Raw genomic sequence first — 24,204 nt, 5'->3', positions numbered from 1 at the left:
GGCGGAGTGTAACATGCACCGACGCGAGGCCTCCGCCCAGAAGGGCTGAGGCCTCGTGCGTAAAGATAACCCCTTCGAACTCCCTGCCGACGCGTGTGCGAACCGATATTTGCGCCGCGCCGGCCGACCGGTGCCGATGAACTACGAGCTCCTGATCGGACTCCGCTACGTGCGCGCCCGACGCCGCGCGGCGGGCCGCAACCGTTTCATTTCCTTCATCTCGATGGTGTCGATGCTCGGCATTGCGCTCGGCGTTGCGGCGCTGATCGTGGTGCTGTCGGTGATGAACGGATTCCAGCGCGAACTGCGCACCCGCATCCTTGGCGTCGCCGCCCACGCGCAGATCGTTGCCTACGAGGGCGACCTGACCGACTGGCAGGGCGCGGCGAAGATTGCGGCGGCGTATCCGGGCGTCAAGGCGGTTGCGCCCTTCGTGCAGCAGCAGGGCATGTTGTCGATGGGCGAATCCGTGCGCGGCACCCTGATCCGTGGCGTCATGCCGGAAGCCGAGGACCGCGTCGCGAATTTCGCCAAGAACATGAAGGCCGGCAAGCTGACCGATCTGAAGCCGGGCGAGTTCGGCATCATCCTCGGGTCGGAACTCGCCAAGGCGATGGGCGTGATGCCCGGCGAGAAGGTCACGCTGATTGCGCCAACCGGCCTTGTCACGCCGGCGGCGATCCTGCCCCGCCTGAAGCAATTCACCGTCGTCGGCGTGTTCGAAATCGGCATGTTCGAATACGACGTCGGGCTCGCTCTGATTCACATGAAAGACGCGCAGGCGCTATATCGCATGGGCGATTCAGTGTCCGGCGTGCGGCTCGCGCTGGACGATCTCTACGCGGCGCCGAAGGTGGCGCGTGGCTTGTTGAGCAAGCTCGACCCGAGCATCGGCGTATCGGACTGGACGCGCAGCCACGCCAACTTCTTCCGCGCGGTGCAGATCGAAAAGAATGTGATGTTCATCATCCTGTCGCTGATCGTTGCGGTGGCGGCATTCAACATCGTGTCGACCCTGGTGATGGCGGTGCAGGACAAGCAGGCGGACATTGCGATCCTGCGTACGCTGGGGGCTTCGCCCAAATCGATCATGACGATCTTCGTGATTCAGGGGGCGATCATGGGCCTGATCGGGCTCGGCATCGGCGTGACCGGCGGCGTGCTGCTGGCGCTCAACGTCGATGTGATCGTGCCTGCCATCGAGCGGACCTTCGGCATGCAGTTCCTCGCCAAGGATGTCTACTTCATTTCGGAACTGCCCTCGCAACTGCTGTGGAACGACGTCATCACGATCACCGTGCTGTCCTTCGCAGTGACGCTGCTCGCGACGCTGTACCCGAGCTGGCGTGCTGCACGCATCAATCCGGCGGAGGCGCTGCGCTATGAGTGAGAACGAAGTCTTGTCCTGCGTCGGCCTGGGCCGGCGCTATGGCGATGGGCCAGGTGCGGTCGTCGTGCTGGATGGCGTGGCGATGTCCGTGGCGCGTGGCGAAAGCGTCGCGATCGTCGGCGCGTCGGGCTCCGGCAAGAGCACCTTGCTGCACCTGTTGGGCGGTCTGGATAAGCCGACGGCCGGGACGGTGCGCCTGCTTGGGCGCGATTTCTCGACGCTGTCCGAGGCCGAGCGTGGCCACCTGCGCAACGCATCACTCGGCTTCGTCTACCAGTTCCACCACCTGCTGCCGGAATTCTCGGCGCAGGAAAACGTTGCAATGCCGCTGCTGATCCGCCGTATGCCGCGCGAGCAGGCAATGGCCAAAGCGGCCGAGATGTTGACTTCGGTTGGGCTGGGGCACCGACTTGAGCACGCGCCGGGCGAGCTCTCGGGGGGCGAACGCCAGCGCGCGGCGATTGCACGGGCGCTGGTCACCGAACCCGCCTGTCTGCTGGCCGATGAACCGACCGGCAACCTCGACCGCCATACCGCGGAGACGGTTTTCGATGTGATGCTGGCGCTGCGCCAGCGTATCGGCACCTCGGTGGTGATCGTGACGCACGATCCTGCGCTTGCGGCGCGGGCGGACCGCAGGCTGACCCTGACTGACGGCGTGCTCGCCGAGGCCTGACAGCGTGTTACGCCGCCGGCGCTCAGGCGCGCGGCGGCTCAAGTACGAGCATTTCTTCCAGTTCGCGGCGTCCGGCGGGCGAGCACATCGCAATCAGTGTGTCGTCCGGCATCACCACGGCGTCGTCTTGCGGATTGAAGATCCAGTCCTGCGTGCCCTTGATCGCAAGCAGCACGAAGTGCGCGCTGCGTGTGCGCAGCGACGATAGCGGGCGCGGTTCGAAGTCTGCGGGTACTCGGACTTCCTCGACACGCAGCCGGTGTTCGGAACGCAGCATCTCGTCCAGGAAGGACACCACGTGCGGGCGGATCATCGCGGCGACGATGCGCACGCCGCCGGTGAAGTCGGGCGACACCACCTCGTCGGCGCCGGCCTTGCGCAGTTTGCCGATGTTGCGCGGCTCGTGGCTGCGCGCAACGATGCGGATACGCGGGTTGATCTGCCGCGCGGTCATCGTGATCATCAGGTTGAGGCTGTCGTCGCCGGTCACGGCAAATATGCCCCGTGCGCGCTCGAGCCCGGCGGCAACCAGCAATTCATCATCGGATGCGTCGCCGTGCAGATAGAGCAGGGCTTCGTCGCGTTCCTTGCGCTCTTCGAGCATCGGCAGATCGTGGTCGATGGCGGCAAATGCGCGGCCGGTCATTTCGAGTTCCGCCGCAACGTTCTGCCCGACCCGCCCGAAGCCGCAGACGATGTAGTGGCCGTGCATCTTCCGGATCAGGTTTTGCATGCGTTTCCTCCGCAGCGTGGCGTTGAGGTCGACTTCCAGCAGGAAGACGGTCAGCGTTGAAAACAGGAACCAGACGGTGGCGAGCCCCGCGGTGCCGATCAGCATCGTGAAGATGCGGCCGCCGGGGCTGTGGTCGAGCTCGATCACTTCGGCGTAGCCGATTGTCGCGACGGTGATGAAGGTCATGTAGATCGCGTCCAGCCAGCTGTGCCGGTCGCCGCCGATGATGTGGTAACCGATGCTGCCGATCACCATGACCGCGCCTAATGCCCCGATCCCCCATGCCGCCTTGGCGGAGAGCCGAAGCGAGGTGCGCGACATGGCGCGGTGCACCGCCAGCGTGTAGTGATGCTGGGTGCGCTTGCGGCGTCGTATGAGGGCTCGAACCGGGTTGGGCAGTCGCATGATCTGTTCTTCCACCGGGTGTCACGATTCGAGCATGCGCTTGCAGGCAAGGACCCCGACGCAGATCAAAAGCGTGACAGCTGACGCAACGTGTTCAACACGGCGCGTATCCCGGGTGTTGCTGCGGTGGCAATCGCCTGAAATCGGGTCCATGCTGTTGGATTAAGGCAAAACCGGTCTGCCTACGACGCGGGGGTTGCGGACAGGCGTTGTCGCCGGGACCGGTAGGCGGGGAGACAACATGAGTTCATTTGCCGGAGCGGCGATGCGTGGGGCGGGCGTGTTTTCTGCACCGCCTGCGTTGGGGCCGGATCTTCAGGTGCGGCGCTCGCGCCGCTGGCGGGTTTTTGGCGCCGTGTTCATTGCCTGCAGCGTGCTGGGGTTGATCTACGACTTTTCGCGTCCGGCGGAGTATCGCGCCGAGGCACGTGTCCAGATCACGCCTGCCGCCAGCCTGCCCCCAGTATCCTCATCGCAGCAGCCGAGCAATGCGGCCCCGCCGCCGGCGCCTGGCCTGGCGGACGAAGTGCAGCGCCTGACTGGCCGCCCGCTGATCGAGCGCGTGCGTGACCAGTTGCATCGGGCGGGCGTCGAGATGGACGGCCTGGAGTCTGCCGATGCAATCCAGCGCATTTTGTCGGCCGAGGCCGTTGCCGACAGCCGTATCGTCGAGCTGTCTGCGGTGGGCCGTCACCCGGACGCGCTCGCACGCCTTGTGAATGGATTGATCGGTGTGTACCGCGACGAGATCGCCGAGCAGTTCCAGAAGACTGCGGCGCAGACACTTACGCAGTCGCGCGAGGAACTCGATCGCCTGAGCGCACGCATCGCGGAGAAGCGTGCCGCAGTGGAAGCCTTCCAGGCCCAGCACAACATCGTTTCGGCGAACCATCAGGAAAACGCGCTGCTCAGTGGCGTGAAGGACATGAGCACTTCGCTCAACGTCGCCAACGACCGCGTGGTGGCGGCCGAAGCGCGTCTGCGTTCGCTGCGTGAGTCGGCCGCCGCCGGCAAGTCGATCGAGCGCGCCCGCGACAATCCGACGCTCGCTTCGATCGAGCAACGCGCATCGCAAACGCGTGAGGCCTTGCGCGACATGGAGCGCAACTACACCGCCGATTACATGGCCATCGACCCGAATGCACGGGCGCTGCGGGCGCGCCTGGCCGAACTTGAAGCGCAGCTCAAGGCCCAACGTAGCGCCAGCCGCGACGCCTCGATCGCCGAAGCACAGGAGGAGCTCGCCACCGCCCAGGAGGCGGCCAACCGGCTCCGTCAGCAAATGGCCGGGGCACGGGGCGTGGTGCAGTCCTTCGCGATTCGCGTGAGCGAGTACAAGGCGATGCAGGACGAACTGGATCAGCTTGAGGCGCTACATCGTAGTTCGCTCGAACGCCTGGTCAAGCTTGAGGCGAGTGAGCGGGCGCGCATGCCGTCGCTGTCCGTGATCGAATGGGCGAGTACGCCACACGATACCTGGCGCCCCCGCTATGCGCGCGACGCAGCGATTGTCTTGGCGGCCGCGCTGCTGGCGGCGCTGTTCGCGGTGTGGCTTGTCGACTACCTGCAATCGCGCGGGCCACAGCCAGCGGTTGTTGTTAGCCCAGTCTGGCTGGGTGGTGGCGCGAGCGCAGTGCAGATCGGCCCGAACGCGCAGCCACCGCAGTTGCAAGCGGCTCGGCCGGATCTTTTGCCGGCACCGCTTGCGCTGCCTCGGGAACTGTCGGACTCGGAATCCAGTGCCCTGCTGGCCGCTGCATCGGGCGCGTCACGGGTTGCTCTTCGCTGCCTGTTCGCTGGTGTCGACCCCTCGGAATTGCTCATTTTGCGGGCGGGCGATGTGGATCTCGAGCAGGCAGCCCTACGCGTTGGCGGAGCGTCGCAGAGGCGGATCGGTTTGACCGCCGATGCATTGGCCGATTTGCGTAGCGAGGCTCCGGACCAGCCCTTGCTGCGTAATGCCGCCGGCGCACCGCTCGACCGGGCTGCGCTGGATAGCCTGTTGCTCTGCCTGGCCCATGATGCCGGGGTGCAGGCACCGGCGGAGGTCACGGCGGACGCTTTGCGCCACAGCTACCTCAGTCATCTGGCGCGACAGGGCGTGCGGTTCAGCGATCTGGCGCTTCGCGTTGGTGCTGTGCCTGCTGAGCGCCTGGCGGCCTACAGTGCGATGGCGCCGACTGGCCAACGCTTGGCGGCCGAACAGGTTGATTGGTTCTACCCGCCTGTCCACTGATTTGCTGCGTCACGCTGATGTGAAACGTCGCACGCGCATCTGAGGCCGATGCGGCGAGAATCCGCCGCATGATGCAAACGGCATGGCGCTGAGCAATTGGCGCTGATCCTTCCCCTTGCGGTTGGCCTGCTCGCGGGCACGTTGCTGCTGCAGAGCCAGCAGACGCTGCCGCCAACATACATCGCGTACGGGCTTGTCGGCCTTGGCGCGATGCTGTCGCTGTTCAGCCTGTCCGGCCGGCTTGACCGCCGTTTGGCCTGGGCGCTGGTCTGCGTCGCTGCCCTGACGTTCGGCTACGGTACGGGCGCGCTGCGCGCCACCGTCCGCTTGCAAGACCGCCTTGCGGCCTCACTTGAGGGGCAGGATATTGCGGTACGGGGTCGAATCGTCGAGATGCCGCGCCGGGTGGATCACGGCATCGGATTTGTGTTTGAAATCCTCGATCCGCCCGTTGGGGTGCCGTCGCGTCTGCAACTGAGTTGGTACCGCAATGCGCACGAGGTGGTGCCCGACCTGCGGGCCGGCGAAGCGTGGGCGCTGACCGTCCGCCTCAAGCGTCCGCACGGCAGCCTGAACCCGCACGGAAGTGATCGCGAGGCGCAAATGCTGTCGCAGCGCCTGGGTGCGAGTGGCTACGTGCGCGAGTCCCGCGATGCTGAGCGACTGCCGGATACGACACGCTCCCCGATGATCATCGTGGAGCAATGGCGGCAGGCGATCCGCGATCGCTTCGAGCGTGCCTTGCCGGACTCGCCCTGGCGTGCGGTACTGGTGGCGCTGGCGATCGGTGACCAGGATGGTGTGAGCAGCGAGCAATGGACCTTGTTTTCGCGCAGCGGCATCACCCATCTGATCAGCATTTCCGGTCTGCACGTCACGATCTGGGCGCTGGTTGCAGGGTCGGCGCTCGCGGCGCTTTGGCGGCGCGTGCCGTGGCTGGCCCTGCGGCTACCCGCCCAATCCGCCGGGGCCCTGTTCGGCTTGTTGGCGGCCACCGCTTATGTGGCGCTCGCCGGGGCTGCCGTGCCAGCGCAGCGATCGCTGGTGATGCTTGCGGTCGTTGCGTTCGCGAACTTTGGTGGCCGAGCGGTGCGGCCGGTCCTTGCGCTCGCTGCGGCGCTGGTTTCTGTGCTGCTGTGGGACCCCTGGTGTGTGCTGAGCAAGGGAACGTGGTTGTCCTTCATCGCGGTCGCGCTGCTGTTGTGGGCGGCGAGCCCGCATGAGCAGTCGAGTCCGGCGTGGCGCCGCTGGCTTGCTGCGCAGTGGGCGATCGGGCTTGGCATGTTGCCGGCCTTGCTGGCGCTCACCGGGCAGATGTCGTGGGTGGCGCCGGTCGCCAACCTGGTGGCCGTACCCTTGGTGACCTTCGTACTGCTGCCGTTGGAGTTCTTGTTTGTGGTGCTCGACTGGGCGCCGCTGCTCCACCTTGCGGCGTGGTTGTTCGGGCAACTTGCCGAGGTGCTGGCGTGGCTTTCAGGGCCTCAATGGGCTGTCTGGCAGCAGGCGGCGGCACCCTTGCCTCTGATCCTCGCAGCGTCGGTGGCCGCCGTGTGGCTGCTGGCGCCACGTGGGGCACCCGGGCGTGGCGCGGCAGCGGTGATCCTGCTGTCTTTGCTGTGTTGGCACCCAGCACGGCCACCGAAGGGCAGTTTCGAGATGACGATGCTGGATGTGGGCCAAGGCCTGGCGGTCCACGTGCGCACTGCGGCGCACGACCTCGTGTTTGATACCGGGCCGCGTTTTGGCACGAGCAGCGATGCGGGCCAGCGGATTGTTGTGCCTTACCTGCGTGGTGAGGGTGTCAATCGTCTCTCGGGCGTGGTGGTGAGCCATGACGACAGTGATCACGCCGGAGGTGCTGCAGCGGTGCTTGGCTCGATCACGGCGGATTGGCTGATGGGATCGCTTCCGACCTCGCATCTCTTGCGTGGCGCCGGTTTCAGGCCCTGTGCCCGCGGCGATGAATGGGCGTGGGACGGGGTTGTTTTCGAAGTGCTGCACCCCGCACCGGGGCGGGCCTTGGGCGGTAACCGCAACAGCTGCGTGATTCGTGTGCGCAGCGGTGTGCACACGGCCTTGCTCGCAGCTGATATTGAACTTGCCTCGGAACGTGAGTTGATCGAAGCCGGGCTGCTCGGCCCCGTCGATGTGGTCATCGCACCGCATCACGGCAGCCGCAGTTCGTCGGGCGACGATTTCGTGCACACCCTGTCGCCACGTTGGGTGTTGTACGCCGTCGGCTACCGCAGTCGCTTCGGTCATCCGCATGCGGAAGTTACTGAGCGTTACCGTGAAGCCGGCGCCGAGGATCTTCGATCGGATCGCGACGGCGCGATACAGATGCGATTCGCGCCTGACGGTGTCAGTGTAACGAGGTGGCGCGATGTGGCGCGCCGATACTGGCACGCGGAGTCGTCAGTCTCCCGGTGATAGACTCAAACACAGGTCGCGACGCAGCAGGAGGTTACCGAATGCTCACAGGCATCAAGGCTTGGTTTGGCGGGGGCTCATCGACTGCAATGCGTGAGGCCACCGTGCGGTGTGCGAATCCGCAGGGCTTGCACCGGATCGCGTACACCGAGTGGGGTGATCCGCATAACCCCGACGTCCTTGTCTGCGTTCATGGCCTGACACGCAACGGCCGCGACTTCGACGACCTCGCCGAAGCACTGTCATCGGACTATCGCGTGATCTGCCCCGATGTCGTGGGGCGAGGCCGCAGCGAGTGGCTGCCGGCAAAATCGGCCTACGGCCTGCCGCAGTATGTGTCGGACATGATGGTGCTGCTCGCTCGCAGCCGTGTGGAGTCGGTCCATTGGTTGGGCACTTCGATGGGCGGATTGATCGGCATGCTGATCGCCTCCCAACCCGACTCACCGATCACGCGCCTCGTGCTGAACGACGTTGGCCCGGTCATCACGGCTGCATCATTGCGTCGCATAGGCGATTACGTTGGCCGTGCGCCAGTCTTTCCGGACTTCGCCGCGGCAGAAACCTACATTCGCGCCGTCAGCGCGCCGTTCGGCCCGCTAACCGATGAACAGTGGCGTCGCATGACGCAAACCTCGGTGCGTGCGGGCGCAGGCGGCGGCTTTGAGATGCGCTACGACCCAGGCATCGGCGATGTGTTCCGAAGCGCGCCCGTGCTCAACGACGTCGACCTGTGGCCGATCTATGACGCGATTCGATGCCCGACGCTTGCGTTGCGTGGCGAAAGCTCCGACCTGCTGACACCCGAAACGCACCGCGAAATGGGTCGGCGGGGGCCGCAGGCAAAGCTCATGGAAGTACCTGGGGTCGGCCACGCGCCAATGCTGATGGACAGCGCGCAGATCGCGCTGGTGCGGGACTTCCTGCTCAGCGCTTGAGCGGGCAGGGGGCACCGCAAGAAGAGACGCGAGGAGGTCCTACTTCTCGGCGTCCTTTTCGAGCTTCAGCGAAGCCGAGTTGATGCAGTAGCGCAGCCCGGTCGGCTGGGGGCCGTCCTCGAATACATGACCCAAGTGCGCGCCGCAGTTGCGGCACAGCACTTCGGTGCGCACCATGCCATAGCTACGGTCGGTCGATGTCTCGATGTTCTCGGCCGCGGCGGCGGTCGAGAAGCTCGGCCAGCCGCAGCCGGCATCGAACTTGTCTTCCGAACGGAACAGCTCACCGCCACAGCACACACAACGGTAATCGCCCGCGTCCCAGACGTTCCAGTACGCGCCGGTAAAGGCGCGCTCGGTGCCTTTTTCACGGGTGACGTGGTACTGCTGCGGGTCCAGCACCTCGCGCCATTCGGCGTCCGGGCGTTCGACTTTACGGCTCATGTGCGCTGTCCTCCTGCGGGCAATCGTGCATGAAACGATCGACCGCAAAGCTGGGCGTCAGTTCAGTGCAGGTGGCGCGGCACCGCTTCGGCGCTGTCTTCCGGCAACTCGGCGTGAACCGCCTCGCCATCGGGCGACGGGTACATCGGCGCACCGCAGTCGTCGCAGTACTCCAGCGGGAAGGTGGTGTCGAGTTGCATGACGTCGGTCAGGCCGCAGGTACGCAAGGCCGTCTCGATCTGTTGCGGGATCTCGCTGTTCTCGTCTTCCGCACCGAGCAGCGGCCACACGACGCCGTGGATCACGTCGTCCGAACCCTTGCGTGTGAAGCCGACGCGGTACTCCTCCAACTGGCGATCCTGGAACGGGGCGATCACCGCGCGCAGCGTATCCGGCGGCGTCTCGAGCGTCGTCGTGAGGAAGGCAACCGATGCGCGCAGCGAGTAGGGGCGCGAGTCGCGGTCTGCCTGCCGGCTTGCCGCAAAGTAGGCGTCCGGTAGCACGACTTCGAGCGCGCAGCCCGGCATCAGTGTGGTAACCACCGCGCCGCCCTGCGTGCGCCACTGCGCCAGCGCCTGCTCGCGATTGCCGTCGCGCTCCTGCCAGCGGAACAGCGCGGCACCACGCGGTACGACGGCAGCGGCCAGGATGTAGCGCACGTCGGAGAGAAACTTTGCTGTTTCGGGCAAGGATTCGGTAGCGATATGCAGGTTCTGCCCAACTGCAGCGGCCTCGCCCAGCGCGGCCGCGAAACGGCGCGTTTCGCAGTAGCCCTGCGGCAACTGGTCGGGGGAGAAGAGGAAATCGGCCATGCCGAGCTTTACGCCGTCGGCCAGCACATGCGCTTGAAGGTGCACCCGCAGGTTTGCGAGCTGTGCTGGCGGGATCGTTGCGGCGGCGATCGCGAAGCGCGACCAGGCCATGACCGGCGCGGCGATCAGCAGTACATCGTGATCGCCTGCAATGCCGGACTCGGCGCGCGACTCGATGAGGTCAGCCAGTTCGTCGTAGGCATTGGCCTGCGTGGCGTAGAGATGATCCAGCGCGCTGTTGAGCGTGTCTTCATCGCCTTCGTCGAGCAGTTTTTCGACTTGCTCGGCGAGGCGGGTTTCCCAAAAGCTGTCTTCAGCGCGACTGCCCGACTCGGCAAGTCCGACGGCGAGCCAGGTCAGGTTCTCGGCGTCGCGGGAGAGGCCGCTACGGCGGCCGAAGCGGGAGCGTTTCATGACAGGTGTTCCTGCGCGGAATGGCTGCGGATTATACCGTGCCGGGCAGGCTTACCTGTGATGCCGCGCTTTGCGGGCCTGCCGCGCTGAACGGTACGACACCCAGCAACGGTGCCGGCAGGCGCGCGGCGAGCGCTTCCAGGTTCTCATCGAAGCGATTCATGCGAGGCGCCAGCGTGTTCGCGATCCAGCCCGCGAGATGCAGCCCGCGCGCAGTAATGGCCTCGGCGGTCAGCAGTGCGTGGTTGATGCAGCCCAGCCGCATGCCCACCACCAGGATCACCGGCAAACGCATCGCGAGTGCGAGGTCGGCGGTGTCGAGGCGATCGTCCAGCGGCACGCGGAAGCCGCCGACGCCTTCAACCAGGACGCAGTCAGCCCGCTTCGCGAGGCGTTCGAATCCCGCTACCAGCGGCGGTACGTCGAGCGCGACGTTCTCCGACGCGGCTGCAATGTGCGGCGCCACCGGTTCGCGCAGGCACAGCGGGTTGATCTCGTCGAGCACGAAGCCGGGGGACGAAGCGTTTTGCAGGCGCCGCGCGTCTTCGTTCGACCAGATGCCGTCGATCTCCTCGGCGCCAGCTGCGATCGGCTTGTAGCCGACGGCGCTGAGCCCGGCTGCACGTGCCGAGTGCAGTAGTGCGCAGGTGACGAAGGTCTTTCCAATCTCGGTATCCGTGCCGGTGATGAAGTAGTAGTGCATGAGAGTAGATCCGAATTCGTGGCTGATCTCTTCGCGGCTGGGATTCGGTCGGTGCTCGCGGGCGCCAGAGCCGTCCCGATGTGTCGCGCGCTTTGTCGTGCCTGTTGGGCAGCGTCGGTCTCGCCGAGTTCTTCAGAAATTCTTAGCGGATGGCTTCGAACATCAGAACATCGTAACGCGCTGGCAGACCGGCGGCTTCGCGGTGGACCTCGTACGCGTCGCAGAGGCGTTGCCACGCTTGCCGGCCGAGCATGCCGCGACGGCGGCTGTCGCCCAGCGTGTGCGCGCCGACTCCACGGATGTCGCGGAGCAGGCTCGCCAAATCGGGCGCGAAACCGGTTTGCGTGCATTGCTTGAAGCGTATCGACCGGAAGCCGGCGTGTCGGAGCGCGGCGAGCACCGCATCGGGTGGCTCGAAGCTGCGCACATGTTCGGCGCCGTCGATCGCTGCAAAGACCTCGCGCAACTCGCGCAGCGTATCGGGCCCGAGTGTCGCGACCTGAAGCACGCCGCCGGAGGCCAGCACGCGCGCGGCCTCGGCAGCCGCTGCGCCGCTGGCGCACCATTGCCAGGCGAGGCTGGACCAGTAGCGGCCAACGCATCCGTCGCGCAACGGCAGGCATTCCAGATCTCCGGCGATGCCGTGCTCGCCACGCCGGAGCGCTTGGCGCGCCATCGTGTCGGCAAGATCAAGCCCGATCACCGGTGCATCGTCGGTGCGCAGGGCAGCACTTGCGTAACCGGTGCCGCAACCGGCGTCGAGCGTTGGCAAACGGGCCGGGGCAGACAGTTCAATCCATGCGAGCAGGTCCGCGACGATCGCACGTTGGACTTCGGCGTGGTGGTCGTAGTGGGCGGCGGCGGCTGCAAAGGCCTCACGAATGCGCCGCCTCAGATCAGCCGGCGGCACCGGTAGGGAATCAGGCATCCGGCAAGGCCCCGAGAAAACGCTGCAATGCTTCAGCCACACCTCGCGCGTGCGTCACATGCGGTGCGTGGCCGCACTGTGGAAATAACTGCAGTTGAGCATGCGGCAGCTGCGCCGAAAGCCAGTTGGCCGCAGCCATCGGCATCAGGGCGTCGTTTTCGCCATGCAGCAACAAAGCGGGTACGCCGATATGGCGGACCTGCGTCCGCAGGTCCGCCCCGATCAGCGCCGACAGTGCGGGCGACAGCTTGGCCGGATCGGTTTCAAGGGCGTGTTCGAGCGCCGCCTGTCCAGCGCTCCGCTGGCTGTCGCCAAGCGTTTGGAGTGCGAGGAAACGCTTCATCGTACGATCCGGCTGTGCCGCGATGCCGGTCTGGAATGCAGTTACGGTGCTGGCATCCAGACCGTGCGGCCACGCTGCCGAGGTGACGAAACGCGGGCTGCCGCCAATCAACACCAGAGCCCTCGGCCGCGCGCCGGCTGCTACGGCGGCCATCGCCAGCATGGCGCCGAGCGACCAGCCGAGCAGCACTTCGTTGGCGCTCACTTGTCCGGCCAGTTCCGCAACCCAGGCGTTGAAGTCGCCGGAAGCAGGCGCGGTGAGCGCCGGCGTCACAAGCTCGCAGCCATCACCCAGGGCGGCACGCAGCGGGTCGAATGCGGCTGGGTCGAAGCCCCAGCCGTGCCAGGCTTGCATGCGTATCGTCATACTGCGAGATGGCGGTTGATCGCCGCGGCCAGCGCATCTACTTGCGCGGTGGTGTGGGCCGCCGACAAGGATATCCGTAGTCGCGCGGTGCCCGCCGGTACCGTGGGCGGGCGAATCGCCGGCACCCAGAGGCCTTCCTCAAGCAAACGCGCGGCGAGCGTTAGCGCCGCCTCGTTGTCACCCACCAACACAGGCTGGATTGGCGTGGTGGATGCCATGAGGCGTTCCGGGTGGCGGAGCTGGCTGCTCAGTCGCGCGATGAGCTGCGCCACCTGGGCTCGTCGCTCGTCGCCTGCCTCGATCAGATCCACCGCAGCGCAGATCGTCTCAGCCACTAGCGGTGGGGCACCTGTCGTAAAGATGTAGGTGCGCGCTTTCTGCATCAGCCACGCCACAACCTGTGTGTCGCCCGCAACGAAAGCGCCGTAAACGCCGGCCGCTTTGCCAAGGGTGCCGATATACAGTACGCGCGGCGAGCGGATGCCGTAATGCTGCAGGGCGCCGCGGCCCTGGGGGCCGAGCACGCCAAAGCCATGCGCGTCATCGACCACCAGCCAGGCATCAAAGCGCTCGGCGAGTTCGAAGAGCGCCGGCAAGGGGGCGATATCGCCATCCATGCTGAATACGCTGTCGGTCAGGATCAGCTTCCGCGGCGCGGTGCTTTCGGCAAGCATCTGTTCGAGCGCGGCGACGTCGCCGTGTGGATAGCGCCGAAGCTCGGCGCGACTGAGCAGGGCGCCGTCAACCAGCGAGGCGTGATTGAGGCGGTCAGCGAACACCGCGTCGCCACGGCCGACCAAGGCGGCGGCGATGCCGCTATTGACCATGTAGCCGGTGGAGAACAGCAGCGCTGCGTCGCAGCCAACGAAATTGGCCAGTTTTCTTTCTGCAGCGTCGTGTGCGGAAAAGTGCCCACTCACCAAGTGCGATGCGCCGGCGCCCATGCCCCAGCGTTGCGCGCCGGCAATCGCGGCGTCGACAAGGGCCGGGTGGTCAGCAAGGCCCAGGTAGTCATTGGCGCAGAAGTTGACGGCTCGGCGGTCGTCGACGACGACCTCAGCGCCATGTCGTTCGCTGATCGTTCGACGTCGCCGGCGCAGCCCAGCCGCATCGAGTGCTGCGAATTCTGCGTCAAGTGTTTCCCAGATCGCCATGGATCAGGCCACCAGCGCGGCGTCGATCGCTGCACCTGTGCGTTGCACCAGAAAAGCCGCGTCGGCGTCGTCGAAAATGTAGGGCGGCATCCAGTAGACCGTTCGGCCGATCGGGCGAAGCAGCACTTCGTGTGACAGGCCGGCCGCAAAGATCTTGCGCGATAGCTGCGGATCGTCGCAGTCGACGTCGAACGCCCAGATCATGCCGGTGCGGCGGAAGTTGCGGATTCGGGCATGCTGTTGAAGTGGTGCTGCCGCACGGGTGAGTGCGGCGGCGCGCTCGAGGTTTGTCGCGAGCACCTTGTCGCTCTCGAAGATATCGAGCGTCGCGAGCGCAGCGGTGCAGGCCAGCGGGTTTCCGGTGTAGGAGTGCGAGTGCAGGAAGCCCCGCACGGTGGCGTCATCGTAGAAGGCGCGATACGTTTCGTCGGTACTCAGCACGATCGAGAGCGGCAGGTAGCCGCCTGAAATGCCTTTCGACAAGCACAGGAAGTCCGGCTGGATGCCGCCCTGCTCGCAAGCGAAGAAGGTGCCGGTGCGACCGCAGCCCACTGCGATTTCGTCGGCGATCAGATGAACCCGGTGGCGATCACAGGCGGCGCGGGCGCGACGCAGGTATTCAGCGTCGTACATGGCCATCCCGGTGGCGCACTGCACCAGGGGTTCGACAATCAACGCCGCGGTGCTATCCGCGTGTTCGGCGAGCCAGGCATCCAGCGCTTCGGCTGCGCTGTGCGCAGCTTGTGCGCGGGTCGAAGCGTCGGCGCTGGCGGGGCTTGGCACGGTTGCCGATTGCCGTACGAGCGGCGCGTAGGCGTCGCGGAACAGATCAATGTCCGTCACCGACAGCGCGCCGGCGGTTTCGCCGTGGTAGCTGCCGGCAAGACTCAGGAAGCGGTTCTTGCCCGGCATCCCGCTGTTGCGCCAGTAGTGCGCGCTCATCTTCAGCGCAATCTCGGTCGCCGAGGCGCCATCGGAGGCATAGAACGCGTGCCCCAGCGCGTTGCCCGTCAGGGCTCGCAGGCGTTCCGAGAGCTCTACGACCGGCCGGTGGGTGAAGCCGGCCAACATGGCATGTTCGAGCGTCCCCAATTGGCGTTGCAGCGCGGCGTTGATCCGCGGGTTGCAATGGCCAAAGAGGTTCACCCACCAGGAGCTGACTGCATCGAAGTACCGACGCCCCTCGGTATCAAAAAGCCACAGCCCCTCGCCGCGTTCGAGCGGAATCAGCGGGAAGCGCTCGTGGTGCTTCATCTGCGTGCACGGGTGCCAGACGGCGTTGAGTGAACGTTGCAGGAGATCGTTGCTATGCATCGGCGGGAGGGCAGCGAACTGCCACGGAACAGCGGGGAAGGGTCTGCATGTTTCCCCACGCCTCGCGGTGTGTCAAATTGCCATGGGCCGGGGCGGGTGCAACTCGCGGGGGCGCTATCATGCTGTTCCGGCAAGTTTCCTTAATGCTTCGATGCTGATTCTTCTGTCTCCCGCCAAGTCCCTCGATTTTGAAACTGCTCCGCATACCGCACGTTCAACCCAACCGGATTTCCTCGACCACGCGGAGCCGCTGATCGAGCTGCTGCGCGAGCGATCACCAGCGCAGATTGCGACGCTGATGAGTCTGTCGGACAAGCTCGCGGCGCTGAATGCGGCACGCTACATGGAGTGGGCACCCGCGCATCAGCCGCCGATCGCCAAGCAGGCGGTGCTGGCGTTCGATGGCGATGTGTATGACGGCCTCGACGCCAAGTCCGTGCGGGCCGAACGGCTTGAGGGCTACCTGCAGTCACATGTGGGCATTCTCTCTGGCCTCTATGGCCTGCTGCGTCCACTGGACCTGATTCGGCCCTATCGCCTGGAAATGGGCACGCGGCTCACAAACCCGCGCGGCCGGGATCTCTACGCATACTGGGACGGCGTGATCGCTACCGCGATTGAGCGTCGCCTGGATGCGCTGGTCGATGCAGGCGAAGCGCGCGTGGTCGTCAACCTTGCATCCACCGAATACTCGAAGGCTGCGCAGCTTGGCAGCTTGCGCGCCCGCGTCGTGTCGCCCGTGTTCCAGGAACTACGCAACGGGCAATACAAGATCGTCAGCTTCAGTGCAAAGCGGGCGCGTGGTGCGATGACCCGTTTTGCGATCGATCACAACATTACCGATGTCGATGCGCTCAAAGCCTTCGACCTCGATGGCTATGAGTTCGATGCCAAGGCGTCGGACGCCGATACCTGGTACTTCCGCCGCCGTGCGGCATAAGGATCAACCGATGACTGTGTGTATCAGCAGCAACTTCGACAGCGGATCCATCGACGTCGTGGATGCGTCGGATCCGGGCAATGTACGTTTGCGTATCCGTGATGACCATGGTTCGAACGAGTTCCGGCAGTGGTTTCACTTTCGCATCTCTGGCGCCGCCGGCCAGGCCCTGACGCTGCGTTTCGAGAACGCCGGCCAATGCTCCTACCCCGACGGGTGGCGCGGCTATCGGGCGGTCGCGTCCTACAACCGGACCGACTGGTTCCGTCTTGATGACTGTGACTACGACGGTGACGTGCTCACAGTGTCGCTTACGCCAAAACACGATGCGATCTGGCTCGCGTATTTCGAGCCTTACTCGCAGGAGCGCCATCTGTCGGTGCTTGGCCGTGCCACGACGGCGGACGGCACGCGTGTCGTTCGCCTTGGCGCCAGCCTGCAGGGGCGCGATATCGACGTCATCGAACTCGGCGGCGGGCCCCGCCAGGTCTGGGTGGTGGCACGTCAACACCCGGGCGAGAGCATGGCCGAGTGGTTCGCCGAAGGGATGCTGGATCGCCTGCTCGATGAAGCGGACCCGGTCGCGCGTGAGATTCGGCGGCGTGCAACGGTGCACCTCGTACCCAATATCAATCCGGACGGCGCTTGGCTCGGCAACTTGCGATCGAACGCAGCGGGCGTCAATCTCAATCGGGAGTGGCATGCGCCGACAGTTTCGCGCAGCCCTGAGATACTCGCGGTGCAGGGCGGCATGGCGCAAAGCGGGGTCGATCTCTTCCTGGATATTCACGGCGACGAGACCTTGCCTTACGTCTTCATCGACGGTTCGCACATGGTGCCTGGCTACGGTGGCACGAACACCGCCTTGCAAGCGCAGTTCCTCAGCGATCTCGCTGCGGCGTCACCGGACTTCCAGCAGCGGCACGGCTATACCGACGACCGCTTTCAGGACGAACTGCTGACGCTGGGGTCGAAGTGGGTGGCGCATCGATTCGGTTGCGTCTCGCTGACGCTCGAGATGCCGTTCAAGGACAACGACAACGCGCCTGACGCACGCGTTGGCTGGAACGGCGCGCGAAGCAAGCGACTGGGCAGCGCGATGCTGTTGCCGGTATTGGCACATCTTCGCCGGCTTGATCCGATGTAAGTGTTGGGCGGGCGGCGATGCGCCGCCCGATTGATGCGCAATCATCAAAATCCTTGGATTTTGAGAGAGCGGGGCGGAAAATGAAAAACGCCCGCATCGCTGCGGGCGTTTCTTGAAACTTTGGCTCCTCGACCTGGGCTCGAACCAGGGACCTACGGATTAACAGTCCGGCGCTCTACCGACTGAGCTATCGAGGAACAGAAGCCGCCATAATAGACATGGCCGAGAAGCTTGTCAACATGATTTTTCGCCTTTTCGCTTCGAAGGGTGATTTGGGTTGCTGTAATATTCCAATGTGATTAACCGTTACGGGCCGAAAGGCCCGGCAGGAGTCAAGCTTGGACCGGTTCTCGGTGTTTTGTCGCACGGAAGCGGGCGACCGCATGATGGCGGAGCCAAAAGGCTCCGGGGATCGTTTGACGCGAAACGTGCTCGAAGCGGTCGATGGCTTTTCGACTGTTGGCGAACTGGTGACACGCCTGAAGGACGGCAAGTCCGTTCAGCGTGCCCTGACTGAACTTGAGCGAGCCGGTCTCATCGAGACGCTTGATGCCCGCATGGCGCGGGTGGCGGAGCAAGAAGCCCGCTGGTTGCGTGGCGATGAAACGCCGGCGCGCGTCGAGCCCCGCGAAATCGCCCAATCTTCACCTGCCGCCGCCGACCCGGCGCCAACCGCAGCGGATAAGCGCAAGCAGACGGCGGACGCTCGCCGCCTGGAGCGCGCGCTGGGGTCCGGCTCGCAGGCCTCGATTTTTGACAAGATTCGCGTTTTCTTCGGCACCTTGGGTCATCGAGCGGTCAGCGGCGGCGGCAAGGGGGGCGACAAGATTCGCCGCGGGCTGATGATTGTTGTGGCGCTCCTAATTGTTGGAGGTCTTGGGGCTGCCGTGGCCGCGCTGGCCTGGCAAGCCTCCACCCTGCGTCAGCGCGTTGAGCAGGATGCGGCGAACTGGTTGGGTGAGCCGGTGAAGGTTGGACGCGTTGGCGTCGCATTCCATCCGTGGCCCGTCTTTGAGTTGGGCGATATCCAGATTGGCGAGGGAGGGACGTCGCACATCGATCGAGCCTTTGGCGGCCCGGATTGGTTCCGCTGGGTGACATCACAACCGCAGCGACTGCGTGTCGCGCTGCATGGCGGTAGTTTGCAACCGTCGCTGCTGGCGCGCCTTTCGGGGCTCGAGTCGCCCGGGCGTGTTTGGCGTTTGAAGGAGGTTCAGGTCGACGCGTTGTCGGTGCCGGTCGGCAAGGCCGTGATTGCCGACCTGTCCGGCGCATTTCTGTTCTCCGGCGATGGGAAATGGGAGTCGGCGCGTCTGAAGCCGAAAGAAGTTGCCGTGACTTATGAACTGCAGGTGCAGGACGGCAACATCCTTGCCAGCGTTATTGCGCCCGAGTTCAAGTATGGCGAGACGAAGCTCGATAACGTTTTGATTTCGGGGCGCATGGGTTTGAACGGTATGGACGATGCCCAGTTCTCGGCCAACTGGCTGGGCGGGGCGATCAAGGGTGTCGTAAGTCTGGACTTCCTGAGTCGTGTAGCCGTCAAGGGGCAGTTCAAGGTTGATGCGCTGAGCTTTGATCAGTTGGCCGCCCTCATGGATACACAATCGCTCGTCAGCGGGCGTGTGTCCGGGCCGATGACGCTCAGCGGCGAAGCGGATAGCCTGGCTGATCTCGCGGGGGCGTCGAAATGGACGGGGAATTACGCGATCGCCGACGGTTCGATCAATCGGATTGATCTCGTTGAGGCCATGCGACGTTCCGGTAACGCACCGATTTCCGGTGGCGTAACGCGTTTCAATGTTATGGAAGGGGCCGTTGTTCGTGAGCCGGGCAAGGGCGTTCGATTGGAGATCCGTCGCCTCGATGCTGGTGCGTTGAGCGCGTCGGGCCGTGTTCAGGTCGATACCGAAGGTGTGGTACGCGGGGCGCTCCGCAGTGAGGTCAAGACGCCAGTCGAACGCATCGTTCGTCTGTTCTCGGTTGAGGGTACCTTGAAGACGATGCAATTGCGGCCACAGGGCGAGTGACGTAACGATCTGACGAGCAAACAAAAACGCCGGTCATTGACCGGCGTTTTTCTTGGCGGGCAGCTAGATCAGCCGCGCCGCATGGCATCGAAGAAATCGTTGTTGGTCTTCGTTGCCTTGATCTTGTCGAGCAGGAACTCCATCGCCTCGATTTCGTCCATGCCGTACAGGAGCTTGCGCAGGATCCATACCTTCTGCAGGATGGCCGGCTCGATCAGCAGTTCCTCGCGACGAGTGCCCGAGCGATTGACGTTGATTGCCGGATAGACGCGCTTCTCGGCCATGCGACGATCCAGGTGGATCTCCATGTTGCCGGTGCCCTTGAATTCCTCGTAGATCACGTCATCCATGCGCGAGCCGGTGTCGATCAGGGCGCTGGCGATGATGGTGAGCGAACCGCCCTCTTCGATATTCCGTGCGGCACCGAAGAAGCGCTTGGGCTTTTGCAGGGCATTGGCGTCGACACCGCCGGTGAGCACCTTGCCCGAGGCTGGGACGACGGTGTTGTAGGCACGCGCGAGGCGGGTGAGCGAGTCCAGCAGAATCACGACATCACGCTTGTGCTCGACGAGGCGCTTTGCCTTCTCGATCACCATTTCGGCGACCTGGACGTGTCGCGTTGCAGGTTCGTCGAAGGTCGAAGCAACCACTTCGCCCTTCACCGAGCGCTGCATTTCGGTCACTTCTTCCGGGCGTTCGTCGATCAGCAGCACGATCACCACGACGTCAGGATGGTTGGTCGTGATCGCGTGTGCAATGTGCTGCAGCATCACGGTTTTGCCAGACTTCGGTGGGGCAACCAGCAGGCCGCGCTGTCCCTTGCCGATCGGCGCGATCATGTCGATGACCCGGCTCGTGACGTTCTCTTCCGCCCGGATCTCGCGCTCAAGCTTGAGGCACTGGTTCGGATGCAGCGGCGTCAGGTTTTCAAACAGGATCTTGTGCTTCGATGCCTCTGGCGATTCAAAGTTGACCTTGTCGACCTTGACCAGCGCGAAGTAGCGCTCGCCATCCTTCGGTGTCCGGATCTCGCCCTCGATCGTGTCGCCGGTATGGAGATTGAAGCGGCGGATCTGGGAGGGGGAGACATAAATGTCGTCGGTGCCGGCCAGATAAGACGTGTCGGGTGATCTCAAGAACCCGAAGCCGTCCGGCAATACTTCCAGCACGCCGTCGCCAAATATCGGCTCACCTTTCTTTGCCCGGTTGCGTAACAGGGCGAAGACCAATTCTTGTTTGCGGAGGCGGTTGGCGCCGTCGATCTCGTTGGCGTGCGCCATTTCGAGCAACTGGCTGACGTGGAGTGACTTGAGCTCCGAGAGGTGCATGGAAATACCTGACCGGCGAGACTGAGCGCCGTTTGAAGTCGTGAATACGACGGGATGGGAAGGGAGTGTTGATTGAAAACGGCGCGCCGGGCGGCGCGCCGAAGCAGTTATGACGGCAATCTAGCCGTATTACAGGTTGCTGTCAATGAATGCGGTCAATTGCGATTTGGAGAGCGCGCCAACCTTGGTCGCCTCAACGCTGCCGCCCTTGAACAGCATGAGCGTCGGGATCCCACGGATGCCGTACTTGGCCGGCGTCTCAGCGTTTTCGTCGATGTTGAGCTTGGTTACGACGAGCTTGCCAGCGTAGTCCTTGGCGATTTCGTCAAGAATCGGAGCGATGCTCTTGCAGGGGCCGCACCACTCTGCCCAGTAATCGACCAGAACAGGCGTCTGCGCTTGCAGAACGTCCTGCTCGAAAGATGCGTCGGTGACGTGAAGGATGTGTTCGCTCATGATTCCTCGCTGTTTGGAACGGCCTCGATTGCCGATGTCCGCCGTGGGGGATTGCCACGCGGTCAGATCTCGGGGCAGGAGCCGGGTTTGAGTCCGGGCAAGCGGTGAATGCTACTAAAAAAAGATGAGTTGTGGCGCGCGCTTTGCCGGATCGTGAAACGGGTGGTGTTGGAGCGCAAGGAAGCTCCGGTATCATTGAGCCTCGCGGTGAAACACGCCCCAACCGCCGATGGAGAGACAAGAAATGACTTATGTGGTGACTGAAGCCTGTATCAAGTGCAAATACACCGACTGCGTGGATGTTTGCCCGGTCGACTGCTTTCGCGAAGGCCCGAATTTCCTGGCGATCGACCCGGACGAGTGCATTGATTGCACCCTCTGTGTGGCCGAATGCCCGGTTGAGGCGATCTATGCTGAAGACGACGTGCCGGCAGATCAGCAGTCGTTCATCGCGCTGAATGCCGAGTTGGCCAAGTTGTGGAAGCCAATCGTCGAGCGCAAGGATCCCCTGCCTGATGCGGACGAGTGGGCGAAGGTCAAAGGCAAGCTTGGCGATCTGCAGCGCTGAGCTGACTACGACGAGTAATGATGCACGGGCGACCTTCGGGTCGCCCTTTGTGTTTCTGGTAGGGCTGATGGGTATTCACATTCGGCCTGACCATACGGTAGAGTATGGTTTGCCCTGGTTGCCATTCAACCGCCATGTCGCAAACCGTTTCGAAGCGGTCTCATAACGAGGAGTGAGTGATGCTGGTAAGCGAAATTCTGGCGATCAAGGGCAAGGTGCTTTACACCGTGGCGCCGGGGACTGTACTGGCGGAGGCAGTATCGGTCATGAGCGAACAGGATGTCGGTTCGCTCGTCGTGTTCGATCATGGTCGCATGGTCGGCATGCTGACCTTCCGCGAAGTGCTCAAAGCGCTGACTTCCGCTGGTGCGGGCTGGGGGGCTCTGACCGTGTCGGATGTGATGCTGCGCGAGCCGCGTTCGGCTGGGCCGGACATGGAGATGGACGAGCTACGCCGCGTGATGGTCGATGACCACCAGCGTTACCTGCCAGTGATGGACGGCACAACACTGATGGGCGTTGTCTCATTTCACGATGTAGCCAAGGCGGTCCTCGAGGAGCAGAGCTTCGAGAACAAGATGCTCAAGAACTACATCCGCAATTGGCCCGCCGAGGCGGACGACGAGTGAGCTTTCAGGCGATACCGGGCGACGCTTTTTGGGCAGATGATCGAACAGTCGGCACTCAAAGCGCGTTCAGGAAAACATAAGACAACACCGGGGGTATGGAGATGGAGAAGGTCTGGCTCAAGAGCTATCCCGCTGGCGTGCCGGCAGACATCGACCTGACGCAGTACGGGGCGATTGGTGACCTGTTTGCCGAGGGCGTGCGCAAGTTCGGCCCGCGGGCGGCCTATGTCAATATGGACAAAGCGATCAGTTACGACGAGCTCGATCGCTTGAGTGCTGCGTTCGCCGGCTTCCTGCAGCAGGATTTGAAGCTCCCGAAGGGGGCGCGTATCGCGCTGATGATGCCGAATCTTCTGCAGTATCCGGTGTGTCTGTGGGGCGCTTTGCGCGCCGGCTATGTGGTCGTGAACTGCAACCCGCTATATACGCCGCGTGAGCTTGAACACCAGCTCAAGGATTCGGGCGCGGACGTAATCGTGATCCTCGAGAACTTCGCCTCGACGCTGCAGGAGGTGCTTGGCCACACCCCGGTCAAGCATGTTGTCGTCACCCGCATCGGCGACATGCTGGGTGGCCTCAAAGGGGCGCTCGTCAGCTTTGTGGTCAAACGCGTCAAGAAGATGGTTCCGGCCTGGAACATTCCCGGGCATATCCCCTTCAAGCAGGCGATGGCGCGCGGACAGGGCCGCAAGCTGGCGGCTGTGAAGGTCACGCAGGACGACATTGCATTCCTTCAATACACCGGCGGTACCACGGGTGTTTCAAAGGGCGCCGTCCTTACGCACCGCAACATCATTGCCAATCTTCAGCAGGCGCATGCGTGGATCAAGCCCTTCCTGAAGGAAGGCGAAGAGGTAATCGTTACCGCGTTGCCGCTTTATCACATCTTCTCGCTCACCGCGAACTGCCTTACTTTCTTCAAGGTCGGCGCGACGAACGTCCTGATTACGAATCCGCGCGACATTCCCGGTTTCGTGAAAGAGTTGCAAAAGCACCCCTTCACCGCGATCACCGGCGTTAACACGCTCTTCAACGCGTTGTTGAACCACCCCGATTTCGTCAAGCTCGACTTCTCGCAGCTGCGCTGCGCCTTGGGCGGCGGCATGGCTGTGCAACGCGCTGTCGCCGACAAATGGCGTGCGCTGACGGGGCGTCCGTTGGTGGAGGCCTATGGTCTGACCGAGACGTCGCCGGCGGTGACGATCAATCCGCTCGATCTGCCTGCCTTCAATGGCGCAATCGGCCTGCCAGTGCCGTCGACCGAGATTTCGATTCGCGATGAAGATGGTCGCGAGTTGGGTGTTGGCGAGTCCGGTGAGCTCTGTGTGCGTGGGCCGCAGGTGATGGCGGGCTACTACAACCGCCCGGACGAAACGGCCAAAGTCATGACGCCTGATGGCTTCCTGAAAACCGGTGACGTGGCGGTGGTCGATGAGAAGGGGTTCGTCCGAATCGTCGACCGCAAGAAGGACATGATTCTTGTATCCGGCTTCAACGTCTATCCGAACGAGGTGGAAGATGTCGTTGCGTCGCACCCGGGGGTAATGGAGGTGGCGGCGATTGGTGTACAGGACGAAAAGTCCGGTGAGGCCGTCAAGGTGTTCGTCGTCAAGAAGGATCCGAACCTTACCGCCGAGGCCGTGATCGCCCATTGCCGCGAAAAGCTGACTGGCTACAAGGTGCCAAAGTTGGTTGAGTTCCGGACTGAGTTGCCGAAGACCAACGTTGGCAAGATCTTGCGGCGCGCCCTTCGCGACGAAGCCAAGAAGGCCGCGTGAGGCAGATTTAACACAGTGAAAACATACCGCTTTGTCAGAGCT

21 protein-coding genes and 1 tRNA gene are annotated in these 24,204 nt (G+C 63.7%); 11 read left to right on the top strand and 11 right to left on the bottom strand.

What is annotated here, in order from left to right:
• Positions 1–136: 136 nt before the first annotated feature.
• Both JY500_RS13125 and lolD read left to right on the top strand, forming a co-directional pair.
• Complete coding sequence (locus JY500_RS13125; RefSeq protein ID WP_206253024.1) at positions 137–1,390, top strand: lipoprotein-releasing ABC transporter permease subunit; 1,254 nt, start codon at positions 137–139, stop codon at positions 1,388–1,390.
• The gene (gene lolD, locus JY500_RS13120; protein WP_172198842.1) at positions 1,383–2,066 is read left to right on the top strand and encodes a lipoprotein-releasing ABC transporter ATP-binding protein LolD; all 684 of its coding nucleotides are present in this window, start codon (positions 1,383–1,385) and stop codon (positions 2,064–2,066) included. The genes JY500_RS13125 and lolD overlap by 8 nt, the downstream gene beginning before the upstream one ends.
• A 22-nt stretch (positions 2,067–2,088) precedes the next feature.
• Here the strand turns inward: lolD and JY500_RS13115 are convergent, their stop codons facing one another.
• Positions 2,089–3,204 carry a potassium channel family protein gene (locus tag JY500_RS13115; protein ID WP_246479620.1) on the bottom strand — a complete coding sequence of 372 codons (1,116 nt, stop codon included), beginning with the start codon at positions 3,202–3,204 and terminating at the stop codon, positions 2,089–2,091.
• A 241-nt stretch (positions 3,205–3,445) separates the two neighbouring features.
• Here JY500_RS13115 and JY500_RS13110 point away from each other — a divergent pair, with 241 nt between their 5' ends.
• The 3 genes from JY500_RS13110 (at position 3,446) to JY500_RS13100 (ending at position 8,808) form a co-directional block, all read left to right on the top strand.
• Positions 3,446–5,440 (top strand): hypothetical protein, encoded by a 1,995-nt coding sequence (locus JY500_RS13110; RefSeq protein ID WP_206253017.1) that lies wholly within the window; start codon positions 3,446–3,448, stop codon positions 5,438–5,440.
• Positions 5,441–5,536: 96 nt separating this feature from the next.
• Complete coding sequence (locus tag JY500_RS13105; protein ID WP_206253015.1) at positions 5,537–7,870, top strand: DNA internalization-related competence protein ComEC/Rec2; 2,334 nt, start codon at positions 5,537–5,539, stop codon at positions 7,868–7,870.
• Positions 7,871–7,911: 41 nt separating this feature from the next.
• On the top strand, positions 7,912–8,808 hold the full coding sequence (locus JY500_RS13100; protein WP_425493183.1) for an alpha/beta fold hydrolase: 897 nt from the start codon (positions 7,912–7,914) through the stop codon (positions 8,806–8,808).
• A gap of 39 nt (positions 8,809–8,847) precedes the next feature.
• On the opposite strand, the gene msrB is transcribed toward JY500_RS13100, so the two are convergent.
• From msrB to bioA, 7 genes are all read right to left on the bottom strand, one after another.
• Positions 8,848–9,252, bottom strand: coding sequence for a peptide-methionine (R)-S-oxide reductase MsrB (gene msrB, locus JY500_RS13095; RefSeq protein WP_172198849.1), 405 nt, complete (start codon positions 9,250–9,252; stop codon positions 8,848–8,850).
• Positions 9,253–9,314: 62 nt separating this feature from the next.
• Positions 9,315–10,478 carry a DUF2863 family protein gene (locus JY500_RS13090; RefSeq protein WP_172198851.1) on the bottom strand — a complete coding sequence of 388 codons (1,164 nt, stop codon included), beginning with the start codon at positions 10,476–10,478 and terminating at the stop codon, positions 9,315–9,317.
• A gap of 31 nt (positions 10,479–10,509) precedes the next feature.
• Positions 10,510–11,181 (bottom strand): dethiobiotin synthase, encoded by a 672-nt coding sequence (gene bioD / locus JY500_RS13085; RefSeq protein ID WP_206253007.1) that lies wholly within the window; start codon positions 11,179–11,181, stop codon positions 10,510–10,512.
• A 142-nt stretch (positions 11,182–11,323) separates the two neighbouring features.
• Complete coding sequence (locus JY500_RS13080; protein WP_206253005.1) at positions 11,324–12,109, bottom strand: methyltransferase domain-containing protein; 786 nt, start codon at positions 12,107–12,109, stop codon at positions 11,324–11,326.
• Positions 12,102–12,806, bottom strand: coding sequence for an alpha/beta fold hydrolase (locus tag JY500_RS13075; RefSeq protein WP_206253003.1), 705 nt, complete (start codon positions 12,804–12,806; stop codon positions 12,102–12,104). Before JY500_RS13075 ends, JY500_RS13080 begins: the two co-directional genes overlap by 8 nt.
• Before the next feature lie 8 nt (positions 12,807–12,814).
• Positions 12,815–13,972: an 8-amino-7-oxononanoate synthase gene (gene bioF, locus JY500_RS13070; protein ID WP_206253001.1), complete on the bottom strand. Its 1,158-nt coding sequence runs from the start codon at positions 13,970–13,972 to the stop codon at positions 12,815–12,817.
• Positions 13,973–13,975: 3 nt separating this feature from the next.
• Positions 13,976–15,286, bottom strand: coding sequence for an adenosylmethionine--8-amino-7-oxononanoate transaminase (bioA, locus tag JY500_RS13065; RefSeq protein WP_206252999.1), 1,311 nt, complete (start codon positions 15,284–15,286; stop codon positions 13,976–13,978).
• Between the two features lie 151 nt (positions 15,287–15,437).
• On the opposite strand from bioA, the gene yaaA reads away from it, so the two are divergent.
• The gene (yaaA, locus tag JY500_RS13060) at positions 15,438–16,226 is read left to right on the top strand and encodes a peroxide stress protein YaaA (protein ID WP_206252997.1); all 789 of its coding nucleotides are present in this window, start codon (positions 15,438–15,440) and stop codon (positions 16,224–16,226) included.
• A gap of 10 nt (positions 16,227–16,236) precedes the next feature.
• Positions 16,237–17,373: a M14 family metallopeptidase gene (locus JY500_RS13055; protein WP_206252995.1), complete on the top strand. Its 1,137-nt coding sequence runs from the start codon at positions 16,237–16,239 to the stop codon at positions 17,371–17,373.
• 121 nt (positions 17,374–17,494) lie between these two features.
• Here the strand turns inward: JY500_RS13055 and JY500_RS13050 are convergent.
• A tRNA-Asn gene (locus tag JY500_RS13050) sits at positions 17,495–17,570 on the bottom strand.
• Positions 17,571–17,711: 141 nt separating this feature from the next.
• Between JY500_RS13050 and JY500_RS13045 the strand changes: the two genes are divergently transcribed.
• Entirely contained in the window at positions 17,712–19,403 is a 1,692-nt protein-coding gene (locus tag JY500_RS13045) for an AsmA family protein (protein WP_206252993.1), read from the top strand.
• A 68-nt stretch (positions 19,404–19,471) separates the two neighbouring features.
• Here JY500_RS13045 and rho read toward each other — a convergent pair whose 3' ends face one another.
• The gene (gene rho / locus JY500_RS13040) at positions 19,472–20,731 is read right to left on the bottom strand and encodes a transcription termination factor Rho (protein WP_172198868.1); all 1,260 of its coding nucleotides are present in this window, start codon (positions 20,729–20,731) and stop codon (positions 19,472–19,474) included.
• 129 nt (positions 20,732–20,860) lie between these two features.
• The gene (trxA, locus tag JY500_RS13035) at positions 20,861–21,187 is read right to left on the bottom strand and encodes a thioredoxin TrxA (protein WP_172198870.1); all 327 of its coding nucleotides are present in this window, start codon (positions 21,185–21,187) and stop codon (positions 20,861–20,863) included.
• Between the two features lie 244 nt (positions 21,188–21,431).
• On the opposite strand from trxA, the gene fdxA reads away from it, so the two are divergent.
• The 3 genes from fdxA (at position 21,432) to JY500_RS13020 (ending at position 24,162) form a co-directional block, all read left to right on the top strand.
• Positions 21,432–21,755 carry a ferredoxin FdxA gene (gene fdxA, locus JY500_RS13030; RefSeq protein ID WP_172198872.1) on the top strand — a complete coding sequence of 108 codons (324 nt, stop codon included), beginning with the start codon at positions 21,432–21,434 and terminating at the stop codon, positions 21,753–21,755.
• A 179-nt stretch (positions 21,756–21,934) separates the two neighbouring features.
• Entirely contained in the window at positions 21,935–22,384 is a 450-nt protein-coding gene (locus JY500_RS13025) for a CBS domain-containing protein (protein WP_172198874.1), read from the top strand.
• Positions 22,385–22,485: 101 nt separating this feature from the next.
• On the top strand, positions 22,486–24,162 hold the full coding sequence (locus JY500_RS13020; protein WP_206252991.1) for a long-chain-fatty-acid--CoA ligase: 1,677 nt from the start codon (positions 22,486–22,488) through the stop codon (positions 24,160–24,162).
• Positions 24,163–24,204 lie beyond the last annotated feature (42 nt).

Origin of the sequence: Niveibacterium microcysteis (genome assembly GCF_017161445.1) — a bacterium.
In the GTDB taxonomy this organism is placed as follows: Bacteria; Pseudomonadota; Gammaproteobacteria; order Burkholderiales; family Rhodocyclaceae; genus Niveibacterium; species Niveibacterium microcysteis.
Note: the sequence above shows the minus strand (reverse complement) of the source record. Positions and strands in the feature narration are given on the sequence as shown.